Origin of the sequence: Xaviernesmea oryzae (assembly GCF_900109605.1) — a bacterium.
In the GTDB taxonomy this organism is placed as follows: Bacteria; Pseudomonadota; Alphaproteobacteria; order Rhizobiales; family Rhizobiaceae; genus Xaviernesmea; species Xaviernesmea oryzae.
This window is the reverse complement of sequence record NZ_FOAM01000014.1, coordinates 124,132-141,221: the sequence shown is the minus strand read 5'-3', so window position 1 is coordinate 141,221 and position 17,090 is coordinate 124,132. Positions and strand designations below refer to the sequence as shown.

The window sequence follows — 17,090 nt, the reverse complement described above, 5'->3', positions numbered from 1 at the left end:
ACCAACCCAAAACGACACCAAATCAACCCCACCAGCCACAAGGGCCAACAAGGCAGAAACGCCGCCATCCGGCAGATCCTGTCGGAAAACATTCAGCCAAAAAACCGGCCAAACACAAAAACGAAGAAAACCAGCGCCAGAAGCGCCGCAACCCCTCGTTCGATGAGCGCCTTATACGGCTACCCACCCAAAAACGTCAATCCTCAAAATGAAGGAAACATGACGGATAAGCGTAACCCGCTGAAATGGCAGCAGGAAAAATGGCGCACACAGGCCCGTACCCAACCAAGCCTCCCCGCAAACACCCCAAAGCAGACGCCAAACAGGCACTCAAACGGGAGCAGCAAGGACAAAAACCGGAGGGAATGTGGAGGAAGGACACGTAAACGGAACCGGACTCGACGCAGCTTCTCGAACGCCGACGCCGCCGTGAATGCGCGGGACACGCCCGGGCAGGACGAATAGGGGATGGCGGACAGGTGAAGGCAGCTTTGGTGCAGGATAACCGTCAATGCGATGCTTAGCGATGGCATCGTGGAACAGTCTTAGAGAACGCTTCAGGATGATGTGTATCCTACCCTGGCCACGTGCCTGCCCGTGCCCTCGCGACACTGACCGCCTATAGTCAGCCCTTATACGATCGGCTTCCGTGACGGCGTAAGACGGTGATCGGCGTCGCCTCTGGCTGTCTTTCGTCCTCTACGCGAAGGCCCGCTTCCCAGGCGCTGGAGCCCCCTCCCCTCTCCAGCGTCAAGCGGCATCTACATGCAAGGTTAAGGCCTTTGCATTGACTCGCGCCTGCTAAAGGAGCACATCTCCACGCAACGAAGGCGGGTCATGATGGACTGAACGCCTGACACAGGGATGCGCATCGGCTGGCATGAACGCTGAAAAGACCATGATGCGGACGCTCGGCAACGAGCCGCCTCTTCTGGCGGATGGTCGCCGTGCGCCGGACCGGCGCGAGATCTCCTTGCGCTGGCTGTCGGGAACATTTCTGACCGGCATCACCTCGAGCCTGTTGATGGGCGTGGCGCTCTTTGCGGCACTCGACGGGCGCCAGCAGCTGGCCATTCCCGCCGAAGCCTATGCCGCGCTCGACCAGCGTGATTCCGGCGAGGAGACCGCCCGGCGCGGCGGACGTATTCTCTCTCCATCCGTCGTGGCGAAGCCTTCGGACAGGACGATCCTGGAAGTGGCCACCATGATCAAGCAGGGCGAGAAGGAGGTGGTACGCCGCCAGCCTTTCGCCCATGTGAAGATGACGCTGGCCGCCAACCATCAGACCAATGATGCCTACCCCGCCTTCGATCCTCTAGCGATTTTCTCCAATGACGATGTGGAGACGGCCGCACCGCCGAGCCGAACCGGCACGATCTACGGATCCGAGGTCGAGTCGGAAGTCGCGCTGAAAACGGTCGATTTCCCGTTGAAGGGCTCGACGCTTGCCTACGGCCCGTCGATGACGCTGGAAGAGGTCGAGGAGAATGTGCGCACCAATGGATCGCTTCTGACGGAAGACAGCACGCAGCTGGCCTCGCTCTTTTATGTCGACCCCCGGCGCTTCGCCAGCGAGAACAATGATCTTGACCTGATGGGTCTGAGCGCCCGTATCGTCGAGCAGAATATGACCGTCTCCCCGCAGGAGCAGATCACCCAGGCGAGCACCGACTATGCCGACGACGTGATCCCCGTGCATCACGCGGCGCCGATCGACCAGGTTTTGACGGGTGCGGGCTATGGCAAGGCCCAGGCGGCGGATGTCGCCAAATATCTAGCCATCGGCCTTGGGCGCGACACGCTTTCGGATGGCGACGTGCTGCGCGTCGGCATCATCCAGAATGCCACCAACGAAGCCTCGGAAGCCAAGGTCGTGCGCATGAGCCTTTATGGGCGCGGCGGCAACCATGTGTTGACCATGGCGCTCGACGACAAGGGCCGTTTCGTCAAGGGCAACGAGCCGGCGCCGCTGGCCGCCGTTGCCAGCGCCTTCGATGAGGATGGCAATCAGGCGGTGGCGGCCGGCCACGACCTGCCCCGCGTCTATGACGGCATCTATCGCGCCGCCCTTTCTTACGGCATGAACAAGGAAATGGTGGCACGCATCATCAAGCTTTTGGCCAGCAGCGTTGATTTCCAGGCGCAGCTGAAGCCGACCGACAAGCTGGAAGCCTTCTTCTCGGTGGCCGCCGAGAGCGGACGAGCCACGCCGGATTCGGAACTGCTCTACGTCAATGCGAAATTCGGCGATGCGGCGCTGCGCTTCTATCGATTCCAGGATCCGGACGACAACAGCGTCGATTACTATGATGAAAGCGGCAAGAGCATCCGCCAGTTCCTCCTGCGCAATCCCGTGCCCAACGGGCGCCTCAGCTCTGGCTTCGGCATGCGTCGCCACCCGATTCTCGGCTATTCGCGCATGCATCCGGGCACGGATTGGGCAGCGCCGCGCGGCACGCCGATCATCGCCACCGGCAATGGCGTGGTAGTGAAGGCCGGCTGGGATTCCGGCGGCTATGGCAACCAGACGCTGATCCGCCATGCCAATGGCTACGTCTCGTCCTATAACCACCAAAGCGCCATTGCCAAGGCCGTGCGTGAAGGCGCGCGGGTGACGCAGGGCCAAGTGATCGGCTATGTCGGCTCCACCGGTCTTTCGACCGGCGCGCATCTGCATTACGAGCTGATCGTCAACGGCACAAAGGTCGACTCGATGAAGATCCGCCTGCCGGGCGGACGGTCGCTCGACGGCAAGCAGCTGCTCTCCTTCAATGAGGAACGCCAGCGCATCGACCAGCTGCTCGCGAAGGACAATATCGGCAGCGAAGTTGCCGCCACGCAATGATCGGCCGGGTTACGGCGCGGACCCTCAGCACATGCTCCGGCTTTATGTCCTCGGCTCGGCTGCTATTCTTGAAAAGTGAAGCGGGCCGGCCCCAAGCTTAGGCGGCTTGTTGCGCCAGTCCGTGGCAAGGCTGTGCAGCGTCCGGCCCGCGCGGCGGGCGTTCACGGCATGCCGAAGCCACATCCGCATTGCTTCAGACCTCCTCACTTCCGGTGCATCGCTGACGTCTCGAAGGAGATGCAGCCGGTCCTTTACACGGCCTTTACCCTGTCATGCATCTGCAACAAGCCGGGCTTACACAGCGAAAGGACAAGGCGGAAGAGCGGCTTCCCATGAACGATGTCTCGGCCGCCGAAGGTGGGGTTCCTCGCATGCATAACGCCGTTTCTACGCCTCATGGGGGCAAGGCTCTGGGACATCCGCTCGATTCGAGCGGCGCCAGCCGCTTTATCTTCCCAGTCATTCTGGTGCTCGTCCTCGGCGGCCTCGGCTATGTTGCCTATGCGCTGGGCAAGGACCTCGCCGAGGCCCGGGCGGTGCCGTGGGTCATGCTCGGCCTCGCGCTGTTCATCGCGCTCGGCTTCGAATTCGTGAACGGCTTTCACGATACGGCCAATGCCGTGGCGACCGTGATCTACACCCGCTCGCTGCCGGCCGAAGTGGCGGTGGTCTGGTCGGGCTTCTTCAATTTTCTCGGCGTTCTAACCTCCAGCGGTGCCGTCGCTTTCGGCATTATTTCCCTGCTTCCGGTCGAGCTGATCCTGCAGGTCAATTCGGGTGCGGGGCTCGCCATGGTCTTCGCCCTGCTCAGCGCAGCGATCATCTGGAACCTCGGCACGTGGTATCTCGGGCTGCCGGCCTCCAGCTCGCATACGCTGATCGGCGCGATCATCGGTGTTGGGCTGGCCAATCAGTATCTGGCGCCAAGCGGCACCGCCACCAGCGGGATCGACTGGTCGCAGGCCACCAATATCGGCCTGTCGCTACTGCTATCGCCGCTGGTCGGCTTCGGCTGCGCAGCACTCCTCTTGCTGGCGATGAAGCTCTTCATCCGCAACAAGGCGCTTTATCAGGAGCCGAAGACCGCGGCACCGCCGCCACTCTGGATCCGCGCCGTACTGATCTTCACCTGCACCGGCGTGAGCTTCGCCCATGGCTCGAACGACGGCCAGAAGGGCATGGGCCTGATCATGCTGATCCTGATCGGCCTGGTGCCCACGGCCTTTGCACTGAACCGCACGCCGAACCCGAACTATCTCCAATCCTATCTCTCTGCCTCCGCCGGCGTGGAGACGGCCCTTGGCAAATATGTGAAGCCTGACATCGAGGTGGCCGACCCGAAGCCTGTCGTCTCCGACGCGGTCAAGAACAAGGCATGGAGCGATCAGACGACGCTGGCCCTGCAGCGCTATATTCATTCCAGCAGCGCTGAAATCGCACGCTATCCGACACTGGAAGCCATTCCCGATACGCTGGTTGGCAATGTGCGCAACGACATCTACCTGATCGGCGAGGCGCTGAAACTGATCGACAAGAAGAAGCTCTTGCCCATGCAGGAGGCCGATCTGGCGGCGGTGAAGACCTACCATGCGGCCGTGGACCAAGCGACGAAGTTCATTCCGGGCTGGGTCAAGGTCGCCGTCGCTCTGGCGCTCGGTCTGGGAACGATGATCGGCTGGCGGCGCATCGTGCTGACCGTTGGCGAGAAGATCGGCAAGACGCACCTGACCTATGGCCAGGGCGCGGCCGCGGAACTCGTCGCCATGGCGACGATCGGCGCGGCGGACCAGTTCGGCCTGCCGGTCTCGACCACCCATGTGCTGTCCTCAGGCGTTGCCGGCACCATGGCGGCCAACGGCTCGGGACTTCAGGGGCAGACGGTGCGCAATCTTCTGCTCGCCTGGGTGCTGACGCTGCCGGCCTCGATCGCGATTGCCTTCGGCCTCTATGTCGCGTTGCGGCAGGTGTTTTGAGACAGCGCGGTTTGACTGTCGGCACATGAGCCGTCGGCCATAAAGTTTGCTAGCATGCGCCCGACCGAATTGATCTCCAGTCGGCGCGCCTTCCGCGTCGGCTGGCTCCATTTTTCAAAAGTCTCGGATGGCGGGCGACAAGCTGTTAGAAGGCGAAAGTCAGCGCTTCCCCATCGAGACGAACATGCGCGCCGAAAGGTACCGTAAGCGGTCTTTCGCCGTGGCCAATCGGCAAGCCTCCGAGCACAGGCAGCCCCAGCGCATCGATGTGCTCCTGAAGCACACGCAGGATGACGGCATCGCGCCCCTCTTCGGCCGGCAGCATCTGGCCGATGGCAATACCGGCAAGGCCATCGAGATGGCCCGCCTTGCATAGCATGGTCAGCGCCCGGTCAACCTCGCCCGGCTGGCAATCAACCGCCTCCAGAAGCAGAATGGTGCCGGATAAATTGGGCAGCATCCAGCCGGCAGCGGTGACTAGCATCGCCAGATTGCCACCGACAAGCGGACCGGAGGCGGCGCCGGGCCTCGTCAGGAGCGCCGTCGGCTCGTCGAGACGCGCAGTGATCCGCACCTCGCCCCAGCGAGTGAGAAAATGGTGCAGGAGCGCCGCGTTTTCAGGCTCTGCCTCCCCCTCTTCAACCAGCAGCGCGCCATGCAGGCTTGCCAAGCCTGCGCCGCGCAGCAGCGCACATTGCAGGATGGTGATATCGCTGAAGCCGACAAGCCATTTCGGATCGGCCTTCACCGCCGCCAGATCCAGCCGGTCGGCGATCCGATAGGAGCCCTTGCCGCCACGTGTGGCCATGATCGCCCTGACGGCAGGGTCCTTGAATGCTTCGTTGAGGTCGGCCAGCCGGTCGTCATCCGATCCGGCGAGAAAGCCGCTGCGGTCGAAGGCATGCGGAGCGATATCGACCCGAAACCCCCAGCTCTCGAGAACGGCGGCGCGTGCCATGACATTGTCGCGCTCTGGCGTGCTGGCCGGTGAAACGAAGCGGATGAGGTCGCCCGGCTGAAGTTTTGGCGGGAGGATGATCGGCCGGCGCAGGGCTGGAGCGGGCATTGTGTCTTTTCCAAAAGCGCATGCGAGCGGCCGGCTGAATGTCTGGATTGCTCACCGCTGAAAACAAGGATTCCATAATCTTGGCCGCAAGCGCGATCACGCTCCACCGGCAACCCCATTGTTGTCGAATGCACCATCCTGCGCAAAGGAAAAGGGGCCGCCCGCCGGGCAGCCCCTTCTGTTTTTATGATCAGGCGCTCAAAAAGCGCGCGTCTCAGGCGGCGGCCTTTTCCGCCGTGCCGCTCAAGCGGAACAGCAGCCTGTCGGAGCCCGAGGTGACCTTCACCAGGGCGCCGTCCGGCACCTCGCCGGAGAGGATCTTTTCGGCGAGCGGATCCTGAACGAACTTCTGGATCGCCCGCTTCAAAGGCCGAGCCCCATAGACCGGATCGTAGCCGCGTTCGGCGAGCCAGACGGTGGCGTCAGAGTCCAGCTCCAGCGTGATCTTGCGATCGGCCAGAAGCTGGCGCAGGCGCGCGAGCTGGATGTCGACGATCGCGCCCATCTCGCTGCGGCGCAGCCGATGGAACAGGATGATCTCGTCGACGCGGTTGAGGAATTCCGGCCGGAAGGCCGCCTTCACCACATCCATCACCTGATCGCGGACACTGTCGACATCCTGGCCTTCGGTCAGCCCCGTCAGATATTCCGCGCCGAGGTTCGATGTCATGATGATCATCGTATTGCGGAAGTCGACCGTGCGGCCCTGCCCGTCCGTCAGGCGCCCGTCATCGAGCACCTGCAGGAGAACGTTGAACACATCGGGATGCGCCTTTTCGATCTCGTCGAACAGGATGACCTGATAGGGTCGGCGGCGGACCGCCTCGGTCAGCGCACCGCCTTCCTCATAGCCGACATAGCCAGGAGGTGCGCCGATCAGCCGGGCGACGGAGTGCTTCTCCATATATTCCGACATATCCATGCGCACCATGGCCGTCTCGTCGTCGAAGAGGAATCGGGCGAGTGCTTTGGTCAGTTCCGTCTTGCCGACGCCGGTCGGACCAAGGAAGATGAACGAGCCGATCGGCCGGTTCGGATCCTGCAGGCCTGCGCGCGAACGGCGCACCGCCCGCGAGACCGCCTGTACCGCATCCCCTTGGCCGACGACCCATTTGCCGATTTCGTCTTCCATGCGCAAGAGCTTGTCGCGTTCGCCTTCCAGCATCTTGTCCACGGGCACGCCAGTCCAGCGTGAGACGACATGGGCGATGTTGTCGGGGGTCACGACCTCCTGCACCATCGGGTTTGCCGCTGCGCCATCCTGGGTTTCCGCGTCCGCCAGCTCCTTTTCCAGCCTGGGGATCTCCCCGTAGGCAAGCTCGCCCGCCCGCTGGAATTCGCCCTTGCGCTGGGCGATCGCCAGTTCGTTACGCGCTTCGTCCAGCCGCTTCTTCAGGTCGGCAGCCAGGCCGAGCTTGGACTTCTCCGCCTGCCAGCGCGCCGTCAGCGCGTCGGCCTGTTCTTGAATCTCGGTCAGATCGCGCTCCAGCTTTTCCAGCCGGTCCTTGGACGAGCGGTCGGTTTCCTTCTTCAAGGCCTCACGCTCGATTTTCAGCTGGATGATGCGCCGGTCGAGTTCGTCGAGCTCTTCCGGCTTGGAGTCCACCTGCATGCGCAGGCGCGAGGCTGCCTCGTCCATCAGGTCGATCGCCTTGTCCGGCAGAAACCGGTCGGTGATGTAGCGGTTGGAGAGCGTCGCAGCCGCAACCAGCGCGGAATCGGAGATCCGCACCTTGTGATGCTGCTCATACTTCTCCTTCAGCCCGCGCAGGATGGAGATCGTGTCCTCCACCGTCGGTTCCTCGACCATAACCGGCTGGAACCGCCGGGCAAGGGCTGCATCCTTTTCGACATGCTTGCGATATTCGTCGAGCGTGGTCGCGCCGACGCAGTGCAACTCACCGCGCGCCAGAGCGGGCTTCAGGAGGTTGGAGGCATCCATGGCCCCATCCGCCTTGCCGGCGCCAACGAGCGTATGCATCTCGTCGATGAACAGGATGATCTCGCCGGCTTCCGACTGAACCTCCGAAAGAACCGCCTTTAGCCGCTCCTCGAATTCGCCGCGAAACTTGGCGCCGGCAATCAGCGCACCCATGTCGAGCGCCATCAGCCGCTTGTCCTTCAGGCTTTCCGGCACGTCGCCATTGATGATGCGCAGCGCCAGCCCCTCGGCAATCGCCGTCTTGCCGACGCCGGGCTCACCGATCAGCACGGGATTGTTCTTGGTGCGGCGGGAGAGCACCTGGATCGTGCGACGGATTTCGTCGTCGCGGCCGATCACAGGGTCCAGCTTGCCTTCGCGCGCATCGGCCGTCAGGTCGCGGGCATATTTCTTCAGCGCGTCGAATCCGGCTTCGGCATTGGCACCATCCGCAGTGCGGCCTTTGCGCAGATCGTTGATCACCTGGTTGAGGCTTGCGGGCGTGACCCCGGCCTTGGAGAGGATTTGCGACGTCACGGCCGAGGATTCTATCGCCAAGGCAAGCAGCAGCCGCTCGACCGTGACAAAGCTGTCTCCCGCCTTCTTTGCAGCCTCTTCGGCCGTGGTGAAGACCTTGGCGAGAGGGCCCGACAACGAAATGCCGCCATTGCCGCCGGAAACCTTAGGCAGTTTGGCAAGGGCCGCATCATTGGCGAGCCTGGCATCCCGCACACGGCCACCGGCACGCTCGATCAGCGATGACGCCATGCCCTGGTCGTCATCGAGCAGAACCTTCAAAACATGTTCGGGCACGAACTGCGGATGACCCTGAGCCAGCGCGTAGGTCTGCGCCGACTGCAGAAAGCCGCGCACGCGTTCGGAATATTTTTCGATATCCATCGTCTACCTCCTGTGGATCGGCTCGCCCTGAAGGCACGAACCGACGGTTGGGATCAGGCTCCCTCAAGCGGCAAGCCTGTCATCGTTCCAGCGCCCGGTCATTGCGCCGGATCAACTGGTGTTGAACGGCATATGGGAGGGCAAAAATCGGAATTAAAGAGCCGGCTTGATGCGAGACGCAGGAATTTCACCGATCGCGCAGAGAGGGCAGACTTCCCTAGGGGAATGTCGAATGCGGGCCGCAGATCCAGCCCTCCAGGGGGTCGGCGGCATCGGGGATGGCGTAGCCGGAGGCCCGACGTCGATAGGCCCAGGCTGCCTGAACGGCGCAGAGAAGCGCATCAAGCTGATCACCTGTCGGATCGTCACCGAGCGTATCGGGCGCCTCCACCTTCAAACCATGAGCCGCTTCGAAGACGGTGCCTGTCAGGGCCGCCAGAATGTCTCGCCGGGCCAAAGCCTTTGCGACCGTTTGCTTGCGGCGGTCATCATTCTTGTAGGATCGCCGGCCGATCAGGCTGCGGGCCAGAACACCGGGATAGGCCTCCAGGGCAATCCGATCGCGGTCGCCGTCTCTGAGAAGCGGAAGATGGACGCCGGACCTCAAAAGCCTTTGCGCGCCTTCGAAGAACATCAAGCCCACCGGCACGCCGAACAGCTTTTGCGGGCTGATGCCGCCGGTCAAACGATCGATGCCGCGCTGATGCTCGCGGTCGCCCTTGGCTCGCGGCGTACGATATTGCGTGAGCAGGTCGGCAAATTCCGCGCGGGTCAGGCTTGCCACAAGCGCGACATAGGCCGACCACTCCAACGGCCAGCCGATGTTTTCGACCAGCCTGCGCGACTGCCCGAAGGGAAAGTCCAGCCCCATGACCCAAGGTCCAGGTGCCACCAGCGCCCGTTCGAAAGAGAGGAAATCCGGCCAGGCATGGGTGGTTTGGAACACGAGCCGATGGTCGTCCAGACGGCATTCCACCGCCATGATCGGCTTGGCGCGACGCGGCGACGAGGTGAAATCGACACCGAAAATGCGCATGCCTGTGCCCCTCCCCTCGAACCGTTCCCATGACGAACGATGCGCAACGAAAAAGGGCGACGCAAGCGCCGCCCTTCGAAGATCTGCAAGCCGTAAGGCCTATTCGGTGACGGCCAGCGCCGGCTCGGCGGAGCCTTCGCCGTCCGATCCCTCGGCTGCATCCGTGCGGCGGGTGCGGCGCGGGCGCGGGGTACCCCGGCGGCGCGGCGCGGCGCGCGTCGTCGATGCCGCGGCGGCCTCGTCTTCCATGGCGACCTCGACCGGAACGCCCTCGATCACCGGCTGCGGGCCACTGCCGTCGAAAACGGCGGGCTGTTCGCTCGGCACTTCAGCGGCAATCTCCTGCGGAACCGGGCGCGGCTCGCGCGGGACGCGCGGCTGGCGGGGCTCGCGGCGTTCGCGCGGTTCACGGCCTTCCCGGCTCTCGCGCGGCTCGCGCTGTTCACGGGGTTCGCGCTGTTCACGGGCAGCCGGTGCGGCGGGCGCCGTCTGGACCGGAACCGGCACGACCTCGTCGGCTATGTCCATGTCGTCGCCATCCATGCCATCGCGGTCGCCAAAGTCGCGGTCGTCATAGCTGACACGGTCGTCGCGCTGATAGCGCTCCTGCAGGTTGGCCTGCGCTGCCGCGATGATGCGGTTATAATGTTCTGCGTGCTGAAGATAGTTTTCCGCCATGACGCGGTCGCCGGCGCTCTGGGCGTCCCGGGCGAGAGCGGCGTATTTCTCGGCGATATGCTGCGCAGTGCCGCGGATCTTCACATCGGGGCCCGAGCTGTCATAGGTCCGCGTCAGCGGATTGGAGCCCTTGCGGTTATGGTTTCCGCCCCCGTTATTGCTGTTATTATTGTTGTTGTTACGCCCGCGGCCGCGCTTGTTTTGCTGTCCTGGCCTCATCGTCACTTCACCTGAATTTCTCTTGAGATTGCTTGGGCGCCGTGTCGCGGCCAAGCAAAGGCCGTGGCTCATGCACGCGCCGCGACCCATCCGTCTCTAAGACAGCCTTGTCGCCTGGGTTAACGTCAAATTAACAGATACACGCATCAGGTCCCGCGACCTCAGCAGCGCCTCATCTCATGAGGCGCGAAAATTCTGTCTCGGTGCGACCGGAAGACCTTAAGGTCAGCGCCCCTCAACCAGATGCGTGCCGGCAACCTAGCGATGATTCCCGCTGATTCCAAGCCCTTTTTCGGCGATTAGGTCATGCCGTTCAGGCTTTTTGCGCAGGTCTGATGCAGTCTTGCAGCAGGGAGGAACCACGCTTTCGTCCGGTACCGATCCCATAGGGCCAATCTACCGGGCAAAGATTAACGCTCTGTCGCGTCCGCCAAGATCGCTGACCGCCTCCAGGACTTGGAAACCCTGTGCGCAAAACAGCTCGATCACGGCGATTTTCTGGTCATAGCCGATTTCGACGCCGACAATGCCCTCATCCTTCAGATGGGCATCGGCCCCTTCGGCCAGCTTTCGATAGGCATCCAGCCCATCGGGCCCGCCGTCGAGCGCCCGCCATGGATCGTAATCCAGAACGTTGCGCTCCAAGCGTTCCATCACGCTAGACACAATATAGGGCGGATTAGAGACGATCACATCATATTGGCCGGAAATTTTTTCCCACCAGTCGCTTTTCACAGTTTCGAACCGGCCCTCCAGGCCGTTTGCCTGCGCATTGTGCGTGGCCGTCGCCAGCGCCTCGTCGGAAATATCGGTGGCCAGCCCCTGAGCCTCGGGAATTTCCGACAGAAGCGCCAGGAGAATGGCACCGGTACCGGTGCCGAGATCGATCACCCGGCAGGTACCCCGGCGTTGCGCAATCGCACGTGCCCGAGGCAGGAGATGATCGACCAGAACCTCGGTATCCGGCCTTGGCTCAAGCGTCTCAGGGGAAAGCGACAGGCTCAGCCCGTAAAATTCACGGCGTCCGAGTATCCGGTGCAGCGGCATACCGCCTGCACGCCGGGCGATAGCCATACGCAAGCGCGCCGCCGCCTCGGCATCGACAGGCGTTGTTCCCTGCGTCACCAGTGTAACGGGCGACAGGCCAAGACACTCACCCACCAGGCGCCTGGCCTCGGATGCCGGCTCATCAATGCCAGCCTGAGACAGCGCAAGTCTGGCCTCGACAAGCAGCGCGTCTAGCCGGTCCACGCTCATCCCTGCTGCTCGCCGAGCTGCGCCAGCTGGTCGGCCTGGTAATCGGCCAGGAGCGCGTCGATCAGCTCATCGAGATCGCCTTCCACCACCCGGTCGAGCTTGTAGAGCGTCAGATTGATGCGGTGGTCGGTCACCCGCCCCTGCGGAAAATTATAGGTGCGGATGCGCTCGGAGCGGTCGCCGGACCCGACCTGGCTGCGGCGAGAGGCCGAACGCTCGCTGTCTGCCTTCTGCCGCTCCATGTCGTAAAGCCGCGAGCGCAGCACCTGCATGGCCTTGGCCCGGTTCTGGTGCTGGGACTTTTCCGAGCTGGTGACGACGATGCCCGTCGGCAGATGAGTGATGCGCACGGCGGAGTCGGTGGTGTTGACGTGCTGACCGCCGGCGCCGGAAGAGCGCATGGTGTCAATACGGATATCTTCGGCCCGGACATCGATATCGATCTCCTCGGCCTCCGGCAGAACCGCGACCGTTGCGGCCGATGTGTGGATGCGCCCGCCGGCTTCCGTTTCCGGCACGCGCTGCACGCGGTGCACACCCGATTCGAATTTCAGCCGCGAGAAGACGCCGCGCCCGGTGACCGTCGCGATGATTTCCTTGAACCCGCCGGCTTCCCCGTCGCTGGAGGAGAGAATATCTACCTTCCAACCATGATTGGCGGCATAGCGCTCATACATGCGGAAGAGATCGCCGGCAAAGAGCGCGGCTTCGGATCCGCCGGTACCGGCGCGAATTTCGAGGATCGCGCTCTTTTCATCGGCCGCGTCCTTGGGAAGCAGCAGAAGCTGCATTTCCTTTTCCAGGGCCTCGATGCGCTCGTTCACCTCCGGCCGCTCCATCTCTGCCAGCTCGCGCATGTCGCGGTCGGTCGTCTTGTCGGCCAGCAGCGTTTCGATATCCGAGAGTTCGCTCCTCGCCTTCTCATAGGCGCGGATCTTGGTCACGACAGGCTGCAGTTCGGAATATTCGGAGGCAAGTTTCACATAGACATCGGCCGCCGGACCTTCCGACATGCGGGCCTCGATCTCGCCGAACCGGCGTTCGAGTTCGCGCATCTTTTCAACGGGCAGCGTGGGCAACGGCAACTCCAAAGGATCGAACGGGAGGCAGCGCATCCCGGCGCGAGGCATCGGCCCCGCGAAAACATAAACGAGCCGTGACCGCCGACGAGGGGCGGCACGGCAATGAGATGGCGCGCATCGAGGCACTCCGCAACATCAAGGACAGCCGCTCGGGACCGCTTGGAGCATGGAGCAGAAACCGGTCTCGACCTCTCGGTCCAATGCTCTGACACCGCGTGTGCCCTGTCAGATCGGAACCCCGTGGCGCGCGGCAAAGTCGGTCAGAAGCTGACGCGGCGTGATGGTCGATTTCGAATCGTCGAGCAGCGGATCGAGTTCGGCCGCAAGCTTGCCGGTATCGAGCGCCAGCAGCATGGCCTTGATCGGACCGACGGCCGTCGGCGACATCGAAACCGAGCGGAAGCCGATGCCGAGCAGCGCCATGGCCGACAGCGGCTTGGAAGCCATCTCGCCGCAGAGCGTTACTGGCGTGTGGTTGCGCAGACCTGCGCGCACGATCTCACGCAGCATGCGCAGGAAGGGCTTGCTCAACACGTCGAAGCGATCGGCCACCCGCGCATTGCCGCGATCGACCGCCATGGCGAACTGGAACAGATCATTGGAGCCGACCGAGACGAAATCGACATCGTTCATCAGCTCGTCGAGCTGCCAGAGCAGCGACGGCACTTCGAGCATGGCACCGAACTGCAGCTTGCGCGGCAGGTTTTCGCCCATCTTCGACTGGCGCTGGACCTCCTTCTGCAAAAGCTCGCGCACGGCCTTGAGCTCGCCGACTTCGGTGACCATCGGCAGCATCAGCTTGAGTTCGAGGCCTGCGGCGGCGCGCAGCATGGCGCGCAGCTGGGTGCGCAGGAGACCGGGACGATCGAGCGACAGACGGATCGCGCGCCAGCCGAGCGCGGGGTTTTCCTCCTCGGCCGCCCGGAAATAGGGCACCACCTTGTCGCCACCGATATCCAGCGTGCGGAAGGTCACCGGCTTGCCGGCCGCCTGCTTCAGCACATTGCGGTAGAAGGCTTCCTGCTCCTCCATCTTCGGCATGGTGGAGGCAATCATGAATTGCAGCTCGGTGCGGAAGAGGCCGATGCCCTCCGCGCCGGATTCGGCCAGATGCGGCAGATCGACCATCAACCCGGCATTCATCTGCAGGCGGATGCGCTGGCCGTCGAGCGTCAGCGGCGCAACATCGCGCAGAGAGCGGAACTGTGCCTGCCGGCGAGCGCGCAGCCGCACTTTTTCCTCATAGGCGCGCTGCAGGTCGGCCATCGGCCGCAGATGCACCCGCCCCTCGTCGCCATCGACGATCACCGCATCATGGTTCTCCGCCAGAGCCACGGCACCGGTCGCCTGGCCTACCACGGGAATGCCCATGGCGCGCGCGACGATCACCACATGGCTCGTCACCGCGCCATCTTCAAGCACGAGGCCACGAATGTTTTCACGCGGATAATCGAGCAACTCCGCCGCGCCCATGGCACGGGCAACGACGATGGCGTCGGAGGGAAAATCAGCGCTGGCCGGGCGCATGCTGTAGCCCGTCAGCTGGCGCAGCAGCCGGTTGGCGAGATCGTCGAAATCATGCATGCGCTCGCGCAAGTAAGGGTCGGTCAGGCGCATCATCCGCGCCTTGGTCTCGCTCTGCACGCGCTCGACCGCGGCTTCCGCCGTCAGGCCGTTGCGAATCGCCTCTTCCAGCTTCCGCACCCAGCCACGATCATGGGCGAACATGCGATAGGCTTCGAGAACCGCCCGGTGCTCGCCCTCCATCGACACGTCCCGGCGCGACAGCATGTCGTCGATCGAGATGCGCAGAGAGCCCAGTGCCTCGGCAAGACGGGAAAGCTCGGTATCCGTATCCTCGTTCAGCAGATTGGTGACGACGATGCGCGGCTCGTGCAGCACGACATAGCCGAGCCCGGCGCCTTCGCCAAAGCTCGCGCCCTCGATCGAGACGGGACGGGAGAGATCGAGTTCGAGCCCAGGCCGGGTGATCTTTTTCAACTCGCCGGTCGCGATGATTTCCGCCAGCACCATGGCGACCGTTTCCAGCGCCTCGACCTCATCGTCGCGATAGACGCGGCTGGTCTTGTTCTGCACAACGAGAACGCCGAGCGAGCGGCCGGTGCGCAGAATCGGCACGCCGAGGAATGAGTGATAGATCTCCTCCCCTGTCTCGGGCAGATAGGTGAAGGCGGGATGCGCCTGCGCGTCCGACAGATTGAGCGGCTGGGCACTGGCAGCAATCGTACCGACGAGGCCCTGGCCCATTTGCAGCTGTGCCAGGTGGACGGCGTCCTTGTTCAGGCCTTCGGTCGCATAAAGCTCAAGAATGCCATCCGACCGGAGAACATAGACCGAGCACACCTCGGCGACCATATTCTGGGCGATCTGGCGCACGATGCGGTCCAGCCGCTCCTGCGGATCCAAAGGCTCCGCCATGAGTTCGCGAAGCCGCTTGAGAAGAACGCGGGGACCTGCAGAAAGGTCTCTCATCGCGCCATGTCTCCTTCGATCACCGTGCCAGACGCCGGCCGCTTCAAGAGGCGCTTGAGGAAATGATCAGCAAGCGCCCGCTTTTATTGCGATCGACGGGAATCAAGTCTTATCGAGACCGTAGGCGGAATGCAAAGTGCGAACCGCCAATTCGGCATAAGCGCCATCAATCAGGATCGAAATCTTGATTTCCGAGGTGGTAATAGCCTTGATGTTGATGCTCTTCTCGGCAAGTGCCTTGAAGGCTGAGGCGGCGACACCCGCATGGCTGCGCATGCCGATGCCGATGACCGAGACCTTGCACAGGCCGCTCTCGGTCTGGGCAACGTCGAAGCCGATGCGCGCCTTGTTCTCTTCCAGCACCTTCATCGCCTTGCTGACGTCGCCCGAAGGGACGGTGAAGGTCATGTCGGTCTTCGAGCCGTCCTCGGAAATGTTCTGGACGATCATGTCGACATTGATATGCGCTTCGGCCAGCGGCCCGAAGATGGCAGCGGAGACGCCCGGCCGGTCGGCAAGGCGGCGCAGCGAGATCTGGGCTTCGTCCTTCGCATAGGCGATGCCGGTGACGACTTCCTGTTCCACGATTTCTTCCTCATCACAAATCAGCGTTCCCGGCGGATTCAGGAAATCGCCCATACCAGGTGCATCCGGGTCTTCGAAAGACGAACGCACGAAGGTGCGCACCTTGTGCACCATGGCCAGTTCCACAGAGCGCACCTGCAGCACCTTGGCGCCGAGAGACGCCATTTCGAGCATTTCCTCGAAGGCGATCTTCTTCAAGCGCCGGGCCTTGGGCACAATGCGCGGGTCGGTGGTATAGACACCATCGACATCCGTATAAATATCGCAGCGGTCGGCCTTCACGGCAGCGGCAATCGCCACAGCCGAGGTATCGGACCCGCCGCGCCCCAGCGTGGCGATGCGATTGTCGGGGCCGAGCCCCTGGAAACCGGCAACGACGGCCACCTGCCCCTCGCCCATGCGGCGGATGATTTCCGATCCGTCGATCTCCATGATGCGGGCGGCGCCATGGGCATTGTCGGTGCGAATCGGGATCTGCCAGCCCTGCCAGGAGCGGGCGTTGACGCCGATAGACTGCAGCGCGATCGCCAGAATGCCTGAAGTAACCTGTTCGCCGGATGCAACCACTGCGTCATATTCGCGCGCATCGAAGAAAGGCGAGTCAGCGCCTGCGACCTTCGGCATGTCCTGCACCCAGCCGACCAGCTCGTTGGTCTTGCCGGACATGGCAGATACCACCACGGCAACCTCATGGCCGGCATCGACTTCACGTTTCACATGGCGGGCAACATTGTGGATGCGGTTGAGATCAGCGACGGACGTCCCGCCGAATTTCATCACGATGCGTGCCATGGCTCTACCGGTATGCTTGAAGGCCACGCGTGCAGGGCACCGCAGCCAATGAAGACGGCGGTCTCTTAGCGGATGTGCGACACAGGCGCAATGGCGCAGGCAGCATGGCCGTCTAGTCCCGGTCGCACGTTCGCGCAAGCAGTCCATGCCTCGACGAGCGATCCTGTTCTTGTTCCTGTTCTATCACCAGGGATGGCGGAAGCGGATCAAGGCCAACATCCCGCAAAAGACCGATGTCATTGC

At 62.9% G+C, this 17,090-nt stretch carries 11 protein-coding genes; 3 read left to right on the top strand and 8 right to left on the bottom strand.

The window, feature by feature from the left end:
• From BMX61_RS24900 to BMX61_RS17640, 3 genes are all read left to right on the top strand, one after another.
• Positions 1 to 465 (top strand): hypothetical protein (locus tag BMX61_RS24900; RefSeq protein ID WP_210186291.1); only part of this gene is annotated, 465 nt, incomplete at its 5' end.
• Positions 466 to 880: 415 nt separating this feature from the next.
• Entirely contained in the window at positions 881 to 2,845 is a 1,965-nt protein-coding gene (locus BMX61_RS17645; RefSeq protein ID WP_092742882.1) for a M23 family metallopeptidase, read from the top strand.
• Between the two features lie 371 nt (positions 2,846 to 3,216).
• Positions 3,217 to 4,818, top strand: a complete 1,602-nt coding sequence (locus BMX61_RS17640) for an inorganic phosphate transporter (protein WP_075625946.1) — start codon at positions 3,217 to 3,219, stop codon at positions 4,816 to 4,818.
• A gap of 145 nt (positions 4,819 to 4,963) precedes the next feature.
• On the opposite strand, the gene BMX61_RS17635 is transcribed toward BMX61_RS17640, so the two are convergent.
• The 8 genes from BMX61_RS17635 to BMX61_RS17600 all read right to left on the bottom strand — a co-directional run bounded on the left by BMX61_RS17635 (position 4,964) and on the right by BMX61_RS17600 (position 16,847).
• Positions 4,964 to 5,884 carry a S66 peptidase family protein gene (locus tag BMX61_RS17635; protein ID WP_075625929.1) on the bottom strand — a complete coding sequence of 307 codons (921 nt, stop codon included), beginning with the start codon at positions 5,882 to 5,884 and terminating at the stop codon, positions 4,964 to 4,966.
• 214 nt (positions 5,885 to 6,098) lie between these two features.
• The gene (clpB, locus tag BMX61_RS17630; RefSeq protein ID WP_075625928.1) at positions 6,099 to 8,705 is read right to left on the bottom strand and encodes an ATP-dependent chaperone ClpB; all 2,607 of its coding nucleotides are present in this window, start codon (positions 8,703 to 8,705) and stop codon (positions 6,099 to 6,101) included.
• 217 nt (positions 8,706 to 8,922) lie between these two features.
• Positions 8,923 to 9,741 (bottom strand): DUF429 domain-containing protein, encoded by an 819-nt coding sequence (locus BMX61_RS17625; protein ID WP_075625927.1) that lies wholly within the window; start codon positions 9,739 to 9,741, stop codon positions 8,923 to 8,925.
• A 99-nt stretch (positions 9,742 to 9,840) separates the two neighbouring features.
• The gene (locus tag BMX61_RS17620) at positions 9,841 to 10,638 is read right to left on the bottom strand and encodes a DUF4167 domain-containing protein (protein WP_075625926.1); all 798 of its coding nucleotides are present in this window, start codon (positions 10,636 to 10,638) and stop codon (positions 9,841 to 9,843) included.
• Positions 10,639 to 11,034: 396 nt separating this feature from the next.
• Positions 11,035 to 11,895: a peptide chain release factor N(5)-glutamine methyltransferase gene (gene prmC, locus BMX61_RS17615; RefSeq protein WP_075625925.1), complete on the bottom strand. Its 861-nt coding sequence runs from the start codon at positions 11,893 to 11,895 to the stop codon at positions 11,035 to 11,037.
• Positions 11,892 to 12,974: a peptide chain release factor 1 gene (prfA, locus tag BMX61_RS17610; protein WP_092742891.1), complete on the bottom strand. Its 1,083-nt coding sequence runs from the start codon at positions 12,972 to 12,974 to the stop codon at positions 11,892 to 11,894. Before prfA ends, prmC begins: the two co-directional genes overlap by 4 nt.
• Before the next feature lie 228 nt (positions 12,975 to 13,202).
• Complete coding sequence (gene ptsP, locus BMX61_RS17605; RefSeq protein ID WP_075625923.1) at positions 13,203 to 15,470, bottom strand: phosphoenolpyruvate--protein phosphotransferase; 2,268 nt, start codon at positions 15,468 to 15,470, stop codon at positions 13,203 to 13,205.
• Positions 15,471 to 15,572: 102 nt separating this feature from the next.
• Complete coding sequence (locus BMX61_RS17600) at positions 15,573 to 16,847, bottom strand: aspartate kinase (protein ID WP_075625922.1); 1,275 nt, start codon at positions 16,845 to 16,847, stop codon at positions 15,573 to 15,575.
• Between the last annotated feature and the right edge of the window lie 243 nt (positions 16,848 to 17,090).

Excerpts from the sequence above, each read along its gene's own strand:
- BMX61_RS17645 (WP_092742882.1), top strand. The coding sequence starts at position 881 with ATGAACGCTGAAAAGACCATGATGCGGACGCTCGGCAACGAGCCGCCT.
- BMX61_RS17625 (WP_075625927.1), bottom strand. The coding sequence starts at position 9,741 with ATGCGCATTTTCGGTGTCGATTTCACCTCGTCGCCGCGTCGCGCCAAG.
- prmC (WP_075625925.1), bottom strand. The coding sequence starts at position 11,895 with ATGAGCGTGGACCGGCTAGACGCGCTGCTTGTCGAGGCCAGACTTGCG.
- BMX61_RS17635 (WP_075625929.1), bottom strand. The coding sequence starts at position 5,884 with ATGCCCGCTCCAGCCCTGCGCCGGCCGATCATCCTCCCGCCAAAACTT.
- BMX61_RS17600 (WP_075625922.1), bottom strand. The coding sequence starts at position 16,847 with ATGGCACGCATCGTGATGAAATTCGGCGGGACGTCCGTCGCTGATCTC.
- ptsP (WP_075625923.1), bottom strand. The coding sequence starts at position 15,470 with ATGAGAGACCTTTCTGCAGGTCCCCGCGTTCTTCTCAAGCGGCTTCGC.
- BMX61_RS17640 (WP_075625946.1), top strand. The coding sequence starts at position 3,217 with ATGCATAACGCCGTTTCTACGCCTCATGGGGGCAAGGCTCTGGGACAT.
- BMX61_RS17620 (WP_075625926.1), bottom strand. The coding sequence starts at position 10,638 with ATGAGGCCAGGACAGCAAAACAAGCGCGGCCGCGGGCGTAACAACAAC.
- clpB (WP_075625928.1), bottom strand. The coding sequence starts at position 8,705 with ATGGATATCGAAAAATATTCCGAACGCGTGCGCGGCTTTCTGCAGTCG.